At 41.6% G+C, this 12372-nt stretch carries 13 protein-coding genes; all 13 read left to right on the forward strand.

Features of this window, described 5'->3' with window-relative positions; all coding sequences use genetic code 11:
• Positions 1 to 63 precede the first annotated feature (63 nt).
• The 13 genes from AJGP001_RS07870 (at position 64) to AJGP001_RS07930 (ending at position 12284) form a co-directional block, all read left to right on the forward strand.
• Complete coding sequence (locus AJGP001_RS07870) at positions 64 to 843, forward strand: lipoate--protein ligase family protein (RefSeq protein ID WP_211272193.1); 780 nt, start codon at positions 64 to 66, stop codon at positions 841 to 843.
• 186 nt (positions 844 to 1029) lie between these two features.
• On the forward strand, positions 1030 to 3591 hold the full coding sequence (locus tag AJGP001_RS07875; RefSeq protein ID WP_078080356.1) for a vitamin B12-dependent ribonucleotide reductase: 2562 nt from the start codon (positions 1030 to 1032) through the stop codon (positions 3589 to 3591).
• 183 nt (positions 3592 to 3774) lie between these two features.
• Positions 3775 to 4215: a type II 3-dehydroquinate dehydratase gene (aroQ, locus tag AJGP001_RS07880; protein WP_071154008.1), complete on the forward strand. Its 441-nt coding sequence runs from the start codon at positions 3775 to 3777 to the stop codon at positions 4213 to 4215.
• A gap of 2 nt (positions 4216 to 4217) precedes the next feature.
• Positions 4218 to 5279, forward strand: a complete 1062-nt coding sequence (locus AJGP001_RS07885) for a M24 family metallopeptidase (RefSeq protein ID WP_211272188.1) — start codon at positions 4218 to 4220, stop codon at positions 5277 to 5279.
• Positions 5280 to 5296: 17 nt separating this feature from the next.
• A complete protein-coding gene (efp, locus tag AJGP001_RS07890; protein WP_058385505.1) occupies positions 5297 to 5857 on the forward strand; it encodes an elongation factor P in 561 nt (186 codons plus the stop codon).
• Positions 5858 to 5984: 127 nt separating this feature from the next.
• A complete protein-coding gene (gene accB, locus AJGP001_RS07895; RefSeq protein WP_071154065.1) occupies positions 5985 to 6491 on the forward strand; it encodes an acetyl-CoA carboxylase biotin carboxyl carrier protein in 507 nt (168 codons plus the stop codon).
• A gap of 35 nt (positions 6492 to 6526) precedes the next feature.
• Positions 6527 to 7876: an acetyl-CoA carboxylase biotin carboxylase subunit gene (accC, locus tag AJGP001_RS07900; protein WP_078080824.1), complete on the forward strand. Its 1350-nt coding sequence runs from the start codon at positions 6527 to 6529 to the stop codon at positions 7874 to 7876.
• 16 nt (positions 7877 to 7892) lie between these two features.
• Positions 7893 to 8288 carry an Asp23/Gls24 family envelope stress response protein gene (locus AJGP001_RS07905; protein ID WP_058385504.1) on the forward strand — a complete coding sequence of 132 codons (396 nt, stop codon included), beginning with the start codon at positions 7893 to 7895 and terminating at the stop codon, positions 8286 to 8288.
• Between the two features lie 178 nt (positions 8289 to 8466).
• On the forward strand, positions 8467 to 8856 hold the full coding sequence (nusB, locus tag AJGP001_RS07910) for a transcription antitermination factor NusB (RefSeq protein WP_071154009.1): 390 nt from the start codon (positions 8467 to 8469) through the stop codon (positions 8854 to 8856).
• A 14-nt stretch (positions 8857 to 8870) separates the two neighbouring features.
• A complete protein-coding gene (gene folD / locus AJGP001_RS07915) occupies positions 8871 to 9731 on the forward strand; it encodes a bifunctional methylenetetrahydrofolate dehydrogenase/methenyltetrahydrofolate cyclohydrolase FolD (protein ID WP_078080357.1) in 861 nt (286 codons plus the stop codon).
• Between the two features lie 84 nt (positions 9732 to 9815).
• Positions 9816 to 11177 (forward strand): exodeoxyribonuclease VII large subunit, encoded by a 1362-nt coding sequence (gene xseA, locus AJGP001_RS07920; RefSeq protein ID WP_078080358.1) that lies wholly within the window; start codon positions 9816 to 9818, stop codon positions 11175 to 11177.
• Entirely contained in the window at positions 11170 to 11406 is a 237-nt protein-coding gene (gene xseB, locus AJGP001_RS07925; RefSeq protein ID WP_058385500.1) for an exodeoxyribonuclease VII small subunit, read from the forward strand. Before xseA ends, xseB begins: the two co-directional genes overlap by 8 nt.
• On the forward strand, positions 11403 to 12284 hold the full coding sequence (locus AJGP001_RS07930) for a polyprenyl synthetase family protein (protein WP_071154010.1): 882 nt from the start codon (positions 11403 to 11405) through the stop codon (positions 12282 to 12284). The genes xseB and AJGP001_RS07930 overlap by 4 nt, the downstream gene beginning before the upstream one ends.
• Positions 12285 to 12372 lie beyond the last annotated feature (88 nt).

The following is a 12372-nucleotide window of genomic DNA, read 5'->3' on the forward strand; positions in this document are numbered from 1 at the left end:
GATCTTGTGAATTATCCGAAATGGGTTTTTATAAATTCAGGTGCGGGCACCCCTTCTTTTAATATGGCGCTCGATGAATCCTTGCTGACTTGGCATAGTGAAGGGCTTATTCCGCCGATCATTCGTTTTTATGGTTGGCAACCGGCAGCTCTTTCAATTGGTTACTTTCAAAAAGTAGAAAAGGAAATTGATATGGATGTTGTTAATCGATTAGGACTTGGTTTTGTGCGTCGTCCAACAGGGGGCAGAGGTGTACTTCATGAACATGAACTTACATACAGTATCATCGTCAGCGAAGATTATCCACAGATGCCAGAAACTGTTACAGAAGCTTATCGTGTACTGAGCGAAGGGTTATTGGAAGGCTTTAAAAACTTGGGGCTCGATGCTTATTTTTCGGTACCGGATACAGCTGAAAAGCGCGCTGACTTAAAAAAACCAAAATCTGCAGTTTGTTTTGATACGCCGAGCTGGTATGAGATGGTCGTCGAAGGTAAAAAAGTGGCAGGAAGTGCACAAACACGTCAAAAAGGTGTTATTCTACAGCATGGTGCGATTTTAATTGATTTGGATACCGAGAAACTGTTATCTGTTTTCAAATTTCCGAGTGAAGAAGCAAAAGAGCGCATGCGCATGAAGATACCTGAAAAAGCAGTGTCGATTAATTCACTACGAAAAACGCCAGCAACTGCTGAAGAATGCATTGCTGCCTTTAAAAAAGGGTTTGAGCAAGCTTTGTTTATCGATTTAGAGCCCTATGTGTTGACTGAGCAACAATTAGCAGAAGTCAAGGCTTTAGAGGAAAAAAAATACGCGAATCACGAGTGGAATTTCCGAGTGTGAGGTCTTTTGGCTCATTTTACCGAATTTAAAAGCTCGAAACCTTGGTAAATATAGCTTTATAAACTAACAGAATTCTATAAAAAAAACTTGTTATTGAAAATGAGTTTCAACATGTAGTATGATGGGAATCGAAGTAATACTATATATAGTATCCGACTCCATATAACATAAAGGAGGAATTGTCAAATGGTTTCCGCCACACAACAATCCCAGTATTCATTAAATGCATCAGCTTTAAACGAAGATATCAAAACCTTTCCGCAAGTACATGCCATCACTTCAGATATGAAGTTAACGCACAAAGGTGTCTCGCGTCTTGTTATGATTGATCGTTACTCTTTCAAAGATACAGAGAAAAAAACGCTCAAAGCGGGAGATTTTGTTGTATTAACTGTTAAAGAAGATCCGAAATTCCCAGCTCGTGGGCTAGGTTACATCGTTTCGATCGATAAAACTACGAACAAAGCGAAAGTTTGGATTGAGGAAGATTACAGAAGTGCAATCGACAATCCAGAAGAACAAGTAGCAGGCATTGTCAATCGTCCGATCGACGTGATTGAAAAGCCAATGGAAGTGTACTACGAGCAAATTGCGAAACGCAATGCAACAGGCCTTGCCTCAGTAGAAACAACTTCTGAAAAACGTCAAGAATGGTTTGAGAAATTTTATCAGCAATTGGTTAGCTTGAAATTCATTCCAGCTGGACGTGTTCTTTACGGAGCAGGAGCGGATACAGATGTAACGTATTTCAATTGTTACGTAATGCCGTTTGTTGCGGATTCACGCGAAGGTATTTCGGATCACCGTAAACAAGTGATGGAAATTATGAGCCGCGGTGGCGGTGTTGGTACGAACGGTTCGACTCTTCGTCCACGGAATACATTAGCACGTGGAGTTAACGGCAAATCATCAGGTTCTGTATCTTGGTTAGATGATATCGCGAAATTAACACATCTTGTTGAACAAGGTGGATCACGTCGCGGTGCGCAAATGATTATGCTTGCAGACTGGCATCCAGATATTGCGGAATTTATCATTTCAAAAATGCAAAACCCTCGTATTTTGCGTTATTTGATCGAAAACACGCAAGATGAGACGATTAAAAAACTGGCTCATGATAAATTGAAATTCAAACCGTTAACAGCCCAAGAAGAAGCGATGTTCCAAGGAATTTTGAACTACCGCACAATTCCTGGCATGGGCGGATTTAATGAAAAAATCATGCGTGATGCTGACACGAAGTTACGTGACGGTGGAACGTACTCTGTTCATAATGAAGAATTCTTAACCGGTGCAAATATTTCCGTTACGCTAACGAGTGATTTCATGACAGCTGTCGAAAATGATGCAGATTTTGATTTGCGTTTCCCAGCAGTCGAGTCGTACTCAAAAGAAGAAATGGCGATTTATAATGAGAAATGGCAAGAAGTGGGCGACGTTCGTGAATGGGAAAGTATGGGGCATGGTGTCCGCGTTTACCGTACGATGAAAGCTCGTGAGCTATGGAACTTGATCAATATTTGTGCGACATATTCAGCTGAACCAGGTATCTTCTTTATTGATAATGCCAATGAAAAAACCAATGCTGCAGCATACGGTCAAAAAGTTGTTGCGACAAACCCTTGTGGGGAACAGCCGTTAGCACCTTATTCGGTTTGTAACTTGGCTGCGGTTAATTTGGCGCAATTTGCAGATCCAAAAACGAAAATGGTTGATTTTGAAAGCTTGAAAGAAACAGTTCGCGTCGGTGTCCGCATGCAAGATAATGTTATTGACGCAACGCCATACTTCCTCGAAGAAAACCGAGTACAAGCACTTGGTGAGCGCCGTGTAGGTCTTGGCGTTATGGGATTAGCAGATTTGCTAATTTATTGCGATAAAGAATACGGATCACCAGAAGGCAATAAACTTGTTGATGAAATCTTCGAAACTATTGCTACAGCAGCATATGAAGTATCGACAAACTTAGCAGCAGAACGCGGTAGTTTCCCCTTCCTAGTTGGTAAGACGGACGAAGAGACAGTGGCACTTCGCAAAGCATTTACTGAAACTGGCTTTATGCAAGGTATGCCAGAACATGTTCGCGAAGCAATTCTTGAAAAAGGTATCCGTAATTCACATCTGTTGACGGTTGCGCCAACAGGGTCTACAGGAACGATGGTTGGTGTTTCAACGGGACTTGAGCCGTATTATTCATTTACTTACTACCGTAGCGGCCGACTTGGTAAATTTATTGAAGTCAAAGCTGATATCGTTGGAGAATATTTGAGAAATAATCCTGAAGTAAGCGAAGAAAACCTTCCAAAGGCATTTGTAACGTCAATGGACTTGGCTCCAGAAGCGCATGCTGATGTTCAATGCATTATTCAACGCTGGATTGATTCGTCTATCTCAAAAACTGTCAACGCACCACGCGGTTACACAGTAGAACAAGTAGAAGGCGTTTATGAGCGTTTGTATAAAGGTGGAGCAAAAGGCGGTACGGTCTATGTTGATGGCAGCCGTGATTCACAGGTTTTAACATTAAAAGCTGAAGACAATAACTTTGAAGAAGAGCAACAACCAGAAGAAACTGGCAAGCGTCCGATCGTTTTAATCGATACCATCCAGGATCTCCGTTCAACTAACGTTACTATCGGTTCTGAAGTGGGCGATACATGTCCAGTTTGCCGAAAAGGAACAGTAGAAGAAATGGGTGGCTGCAATACATGCACCAACTGTAACGCTCAACTTAAATGCGGATTGTAAAAATAATGAACGCGGTGGCTAACAAGCTACCGCGTTTTTTTATATTCTGTACCAAAACGCCGCTCTGCTGGTCTGTCTTATGCCCGTCGGACTTACACGGGTGCTTGAGCTTTTCTAAATAGTTGCTCGATTGTTCCGATATGTTAAAATAATTAAGAATGTAAAAGGGGAGGGGAAAGTTGAATGCGCGTGCTGATCTTGAACGGTCCTAACTTAAATCGTTTGGGCAAGAGAGAGAAAGAAGCTTATGGAACGTTTACGCTAGAAGAGTTAGAACAAGAATTAGTGGAATTTTCTAACCAACATCATATTGAATTGATTTGTCGGCAGTCGAATCACGAGGGAGAATTGATTGATTGGATTCACGGAGCAGGAGACGATGCATTATCAGGAATTGTATTGAACGCTGGTGCCTATACGCATACGAGCATCGCTATTCGAGATGCGATTGCCGCAATCAAAGTCCCTGTTATTGAAGTACATATATCAAATGTCCACAAACGTGAGGAGTTCCGCCATCATTCATACATCTCCCCAGTTACTTTCGGACAAATTGTTGGCTTTGGTCAGGATGTCTACAAATTAGCACTACAAGCATTGATCTTGAAACAAGAGAGAGGATGAAGATGTTGAAAATTCAAAAACTACGTACGGAAATGAACAGCCGAAATATTGAGGCACTGCTTATTACCAGTTCTTTTAACTTGCGCTATATTACTGGATTTACGGGAACAGCTGGACTGGCAATCGTGACACAGGAAAAGGCGGTTTTTATTACTGATTTTCGTTACACTGAGCAAGCCAATGATCAAGTTGAAGATTTTGTTGTTGTCCAAGCAGAAAAAAACTTGACTGACGAGGCAATCAAAACGGTTAAGTCGTTAGCTATTCAAACACTAGCTTTTGAACAAGATCATATGACTTATGCAACAGCTATGCAGTATAAATCCAAGATGGATATAGAATTACAACCTGTCAGCGATTTGGTTGAAAAAATTCGGATGGTCAAAACACCAGAAGAAATCACAATTTTAAAAGCAGCTGCTAAAATTGCAGATGATGCTTTTGAGCATATTTGCGGATTTATTCGTCCAGGATTGACAGAACTTGAAGTTTCTAATGAACTGGAATTTTTCATGAGAAAACAAGGAGCGACATCATCAAGTTTTGATATTATCGTTGCGTCTGGACTTCGTTCGGCATTGCCTCATGGCGTAGCTACAGATAAAATTATTGAAAAAGGTGACATGGTTACACTTGATTTCGGTGCTTTATACAATGGCTACATTTCAGATATTACCCGCACGGTTGCAGTCGGTCAGCCTTCAGAAAAAATGAAGGAAGTCTATGATGTGGTCTTGAAAGCACAAGAACTAGGTGTAGAGAAAATTGGTCCAGGTATGAGTGGGATAGAAGCGGATGCTATCGCACGAGATTATATTAAATCTAAAGGCTATGGCGACGCATTCGGCCATTCAACGGGTCATGGCATCGGTTTAGAAGTTCACGAAGGTCCGGGATTGTCTTTTAAATCAGAAACAATTCTTGACCCGAACATGGCTGTGACAGTAGAACCGGGAATTTATCTACCGGGAATTGGCGGAGTGCGCATTGAAGATGATATACTGATAACCGAGTCAGGAAATGAACGGTTGACTAACTCCACAAAAGAGCTACGCATTTTATAACAAACGGAGGAACTACTATGATTTCAGTAAACGATTTTAAGACAGGTGTCACAATTGAAGTAGACGGCGGAATTTGGCGCGTTATGGAATTCCAACATGTAAAACCAGGTAAAGGCGCAGCATTTGTGCGTTCAAAACTTCGCAACCTGCGTTCTGGAAGTGTCACTGAAAAGACATTCCGTGCAGGCGAAAAAGTCGCGAAAGCACAAATCGATAATAGCAAAATGCAGTATTTGTATGCTAATGGTGATATGCACGCATTTATGGATATGGAAACATACGATCAAATTGAATTGCCTGAAAAAAACATTGAATACGAATTGAAGTTTCTTCAAGAAAATATGGAAGTTCAAGTTATTCAATTTCAAGGCGAAGTATTAGGTGTTGAATTGCCGAATACGGTTGTTCTAGAAGTAGTTGAAACGGATCCAGGCATTAAAGGAGATACGGCAAGCGGTGGATCAAAACCAGCGAAATTGTCAACTGGCTTGTCTGTTCAAGTGCCGTTCTTCATCAACGAGGGCGATCACTTGATTATCAACACGACAGACTCGTCATACGTATCAAGAGCTCAATAACAAGCGGAAGGCCTCTATTGCTAGAGGCCTTTTTTTAAAAAGTCAGCTTAGCTATTTCAAAATAGAACGAAAAAGTCTAAAATAGAATAGAAATCAATTAACTACATATTAGGGGAGTAGGATGAATATGAAAATTCAAGAAATCCGCGAAATCATCAAATTGGTAGATGGGTCATCAATTGAAGAGTTCTCTTACGAATTTGAAGGCGTTAAAGTGAAAATGAAAAAAAATGGTTTGGGCACTGCTCAACAAACGCTTAACTCAGTAGCACAAACACCTCAACAACCAAAAGCGGTAGAAGCACCAAGTGCATCTGCACCGACAAAAGAGTCAGAAGCAGAAAGACTGGTATCACAAGAAACACCCGAAATTCCCGCTAGCAGCGATTCAGCGTATCACAAAATTCTTTCACCAATGGTCGGTACTTTCTATGAATCTCCATCTCCAGAGGAAGCGGCTTATGTACAAGTAGGATCTAAAGTTACTGCCGATCAAGTAGTGTGTATTGTTGAAGCGATGAAATTATTCAACGAAATCGAAGCAGAAGTGGATGGGGAAATTGCTGAAATACTTGTAAAAGATGGTCAGCTTGTCGAATACGGCCAACCTTTATTCCTCGTGAAAGCAAACTGAGGAAAGGGGAGATAGCGATGAAAGCGATGAAAGCGATGAAAAAAGTATTAATTGCAAACCGTGGGGAAATTGCGGTCCGGATTATTCGCGCTTGTAAAGAGATGGGCATTGAGACGGTCGCAGTATATTCAGAAGCAGATAAAGAAGCGCTTCATGTGGAACTTGCAGATGAGGCTTATTGCATCGGTCCAAAATTATCAAAAGATAGTTATTTGAACTTTTCAAATATCATGTCAGTTGCTAAGCTAACAAATTGTGATGGCATTCATCCAGGGTACGGATTTTTAGCTGAAAACGCGAGTTTTGCTGAATTATGCGAAGCTTGCGATATGATGTTTATCGGTCCAACAGCCGACGCTATTTCGCGTATGGGTACTAAAGACGTAGCCCGTGAAACGATGCGCAAAGCCGGTGTCCCTGTTGTTCCAGGTTCCACTGGTATTGTAGCTAGTGAAGAAGACGGCTTACGGATTGCAGATGAAATCGGATTTCCGGTCATCATTAAAGCAACTGCCGGCGGTGGTGGAAAAGGAATTCGTGTGGCCCGAACGCGCGAAGATTTTGTTGCAGGTCTGAAAATGACGCAAAAAGAAGCAGCAGCTGCTTTTGGCAATCCAGGCGTTTATATCGAGAAATTTATCGAAGATTTCCGTCATATTGAAATTCAAGTGTTAGCGGACTCACATGGCAATGCCATTCATTTAGGTGAGCGTGACTGTTCAATTCAGCGCCGCATGCAAAAATTAGTTGAAGAAGCGCCTTCACCGGCTTTGTCTCCTGAGTTGCGCGCAGAAATGGGCGATGCTGCAGTAAAAGCTGCTTTAGCCGTCAATTACCGTGGTGCTGGGACAGTTGAATTTATCTTTGACGCAGTTAACCAGAAATTTTACTTTATGGAAATGAACACACGCATTCAAGTAGAGCATCCAGTAACAGAAATGATTACAGGAATTGATTTGATTCAACAGCAATTAAAAGTTGCTTCGGGCGAAAAACTAGCTTATAAACAAAAAGATGTCGTTTTTAAGGGCTGGTCAATCGAATGCCGTATAAATGCGGAAAACCCAGCGAAAAACTTTATGCCTTCAGCAGGCAAAGTAGAGATGTACCTGCCCCCAGGTGGTATGGGCGTAAGAATAGATTCGGCTATGTACTCGGGATACAGCATTCCCCCGTATTATGATTCCATGGTTGCTAAACTGATTACTTTTGCTGATACGCGCGAAGAAGCGGTAGCGAAAATGAAACGCGCGTTAGATGAGTTTGTCATTGAAGGCGTGTTCACGACGATTCCATTCCATTCAAAATTAATGGATCACGAAGTATTCAAATCAGGCGATTTCAATACGAAATTCCTGGAAAAATACGACGTATTGGAATCTTAAAGGAGGAGCTTTGCAAATGGCAGAAAAAACAGCACCTTATGTACGGATGAAGTCTCATGGAGCACAAAATTTAGGTAACATCGAAGTGGCTCCAGAAGTTTTGGAGATCATTGCGAGCATTGCAGCGACAGATATTGAGGGTGTTGCAAGCATGCGTGGTAATTTTGCTTCTGATGTAGTTGAGCGGTTAGGCAAGAAAGTTCACGGCAAAGGCATCAAAACCGACTTGTCTGAAGAAGGACTAGCGATTGATGTTTATTGCGTCATTAACTATGGTGTATCAATTCCAAAGACAGCTTTAAAAATTCAAGAGCAGGTTCGTCAAACGCTTGAAAATATGACGTCGCTTCAAACACAAGAAGTGAATGTGCACATTACAGGCATTAACTTCGAGTCTCAAGCAACAGAATAGACAGCGAGGCTGTCCTGAAGCGCTAGCATTGGCTTCGGGACAGCCTCGTCTTTTTTGTCTGCTAAGCTCAGAATTTTGTTGTGTTGAACTATTGACCGAACATTTCAAACATGGAAGTTCAGTCTGAAAACCTGTATAATAAGAGGTAATTAGCTGTGAAAAGGAGACCGGACATATTATGAAACGACACGAAGCACGCGAAAAAGCGCTTCAGACCTTATTTCAACTTGAAGGCACTGAACTGACAATTGATGAGGCTATGGACCATGTAATGGCTGGAGAAAATGATAACTTCTATAGTTTATTAGTTCAAGGCACTTACAGCAATATGAAAAAAATTGATGAAAAATTAGTTGGACATTTGGAAAATTGGTCGTTAGAACGGTTACCAAAAATTGAACGAACAATTCTTCGCATGGCAATCTTTGAACTAGACCACATGGAAGATGCACCTGCACGTGTCATCATGAACGAAGCGATTGAACTGTGCAAAACTTTTGGAGACGATAAATCGAGCCGCTTTGTTAACGGCGTTCTTTCGAAATTTACAGACGAAACAGCAAATTAATTGGAGGAGTTAATATGACTGCAACATTGATTGATGGAAAAGCGGTAAGCCAGAAAGTTAAAATCCAGGTAAAAGAGCGCGTGGAAAAATTGGCACAGCAAGGCATCATCCCAGGACTTGCCGTTATATTGGTGGGAGAAAACGCCGCCTCTCTTACATATGTAAAAAACAAGAAAAAAACGTGTGAAGCACTTGGTATGCGTTCAGACCTTCATCAATATCCAGATACATTGACCGAGCAGGAACTGCTGACGAAAATTGAGGAGTTAAATCAAAATCCAGAAATTCACGGCATTCTTGTCCAACTGCCCTTGCCAAAACAAATTGATGAATTTAAAGTTATTTCAGCAATTAGTCCAGAAAAAGATGTCGATGGCTTCCACCCAATTTCGGTCGGTAATATGATGATTGGTAAAGAAGCTTTCCTACCGTGTACACCGCACGGCATAATGGAGCTACTAGCTCATTACAATATTGATCCAGCTGGCAAGCATGCAGTTGTAATTGGACGTAGCAATATCGTGGGCAAGCCAATTGGTCAGCTATTGCTTCAAAAAGATGCGACTGTGACTTACTGCCATTCCAAAACCAAAGATCTAGCGAGCATCACAGCACAAGCGGATATTTTGATTGCTGCTATCGGTAGAGCCAAGTTTATCGATCACACATTTATCAAACCAGATGCAGTTATTATTGATGTAGGAATGAACCGAGATGAAAACGGTAAATTGTGCGGGGATGTTGACTTTCAAGATGTTCAAGAAACAGCTGGCTTTGTAACTCCAGTTCCTGGTGGTGTCGGACCGATGACCATTGCGATGCTGATGGGAAATACACTACAGTCAGCGGAAAAAGGGTTATCAAAGACAAAATAAGCATAAGCATGTAAAATAAAGAGCAATAGGGCTGTTTTTCGAAAGAAAGACAGCTTTTTAAATTCACAGATAGGGGTTGAAAGTGTGTCAACCGACCCGTACTTAAGTGTCAAAGCCTTAACCAAATACATAAAAAAGAAGTTTGATGCCGATCCACATCTTCGCGATGTTTACGTCAAAGGTGAATTATCGAATGTTAAAATCCATACGAGCGGCCATATTTATTTCACATTAAAAGACAATGCCACACGATTACCAGGCGTCATGTTTTCAGCAAGTGCTAAGTCTGTTAAATTCAAGCCCGAAAGCGGCATGACAGTATTGATCCGTGGAGACGTTTCAGTTTACGAAGCATCGGGTCAATATCAATTGTATGCACAATCTATGCAAGTAGACGGCATTGGTGATTACTATTTAGCTTTTGAACAATTAAAAGAAAAGCTAGCCAAAGAAGGCTTGTTCGATGCACTTCATAAAAAACAACTGCCGCGTTTTCCGAAAAGAATTGCAGTAGTGACCGCTCAGACGGGAGCTGCTGTGCGCGATATTATTATTACCTTACATCGTCGTTATCCTTTAGCAGAGGTGGTATTGTATCCTACACTCGTACAAGGGGCAGGTGCAGTCCAATCCATAGTTCAGTCGATACAGGCGGCCAATACAAGCAATTATGACGTCTTAATCGTTGGTCGAGGTGGCGGTTCTATCGAGGATCTATGGGCTTTTAACGAAGAAGCAGTGGCGCGTGTTATTGTCGCTTCGAAAATTCCTATTATCTCAGCCATTGGTCACGAAACGGATACTACGATTGCTGATTTTGTGTCAGATCTACGAGCACCGACACCGACTGCCGCTGCCGAACTAGCCGTACCAAGTCAGGCAGAGCTGCTTGAGAAAATATCAAGCTATCGCAGTCGGATGTACCGGACCGTTTCTATCACGATCAGCCAGCAACAGAAAATGCTAGAACGATTAACTTCATCGTTTCCACTAGCTTACCCAGAACGTCTATACCGTCCATTTATAGAACGTATAGAGCGGGCTACGGACTCTCTGCAGCGTGAGTCTTTACAATATGTGAGTCGTTCAAAAGAACAATACCGCACGTTCGACCACCGATTAAAGTCGCGCATGCCCCTGCAACAAATTCGTCAGTCGGAGACAGATGTAACGGAACTTGGGAGAAGGCTTGATTATCAAGTAAACCAATTGCTAAAAGATCGCCAGCAACAGCTGTCCTCTTCTATTCGGACATTGGATGCGCTAAGTCCACTTAAGATTATGGACCGTGGCTATTCGATTCCTTATATAGAAGGAGCTGTAGTAAAAAGTGTAACGCAGGTAAAAAAAGGTGACAGTTTGACGATCGCAATGCAAGACGGTATGATCCAGGCAACTGTCAATGAAATAAATCCAGCAAGTAAAGGAGACGTAAACGATGGCTGAAAAGAAAATCATGTTTAACGATGCAATGGAACAATTGGAGGAAATTGTTCGTCAACTCGAACAGGGAGACGTTCCACTTGAACAAGCGCTTACCCTTTATCAAAAAGGGATGGAACTGTCAAAAGTATGCCACGATAAATTACAGAATGCAGAAAGTCAATTGGTGACAATGATGAAAGACGGCAAGGAAGTGCCAATCGACATAGAAATGGGCGGGAATGCCAAATGAATTTAACTGAATTTCGTACGCATTACGAACCACTTATCCAACAGGAAATGGCTCAACTAATTTTATCATTGCCGATTCCCGATTCGCTAAGAGAGTCGATGCATTATTCGTTGCAAGCAGGAGGAAAACGAATCCGTCCAATTCTTTTGCTGGCAGTTCTTCATGAGTTAAGCGGACAAGAACATCCCGATGCACTTAAAGTAGCGGCTGCAATTGAAATGATTCATACGTATTCATTGATTCATGACGATTTACCAAGTATGGATGATGACGATTTAAGACGGGGCATGCCAACAAACCATAAAGTATTTGGAGAAGCTGTAGCTATTCTTGCTGGAGATGCACTTTTAACTTATAGCTTCGGTATTGTTGCAAGGTTGTCGAACGTTTCAAGTGATGATAAAGTCCGTTTAATTGATTTGATGAGTGTTTCTGCGGGGGCTGAAGGAATGGTCGGCGGACAAGTATTAGATATTGAAGGTGAAGAAAAACAACTAACACTTGAAGAACTAGAGCAAGTACATCGCTTGAAAACGGGTGCTTTGTTAACGTATAGCATTTTAGCGGGTGGTATTTTAGCACAAGCTTCGAACGAAGAAATGGTAGCACTCAGTCAATTTGGTCAGCATCTTGGGCTTGCGTTCCAAATTCAAGACGATATTCTAGATGTTACGGGAACTTCTCAGGAACTTGGAAAAACTGCTGGAAAAGACGAGTCGAGCGATAAAAGTACCTATCCAGGCATATTGACATTGCCAAAAGCAAAGGAAAAGTTAGACTTTCATGCTTCTGAAGCGATCAATTCACTCGATAAGCTGATGGGAGAAAAAACATTGCTGTTACAACTGACAGACTTAATTGTTCAAAGAAAAAGCTGATTTCTAAGGCTCTGGTTTGTACAATCGCTGTAGACTGATATAATATGAACAGACAGTCTGAAGGAAAATTTTAAAAAAGGTGCGTGAT

The sequence above is a fragment of the Planococcus faecalis genome (genome assembly GCF_002009235.1).
In the GTDB taxonomy this organism is placed as follows: domain Bacteria; phylum Bacillota; class Bacilli; order Bacillales_A; family Planococcaceae; genus Planococcus; species Planococcus kocurii.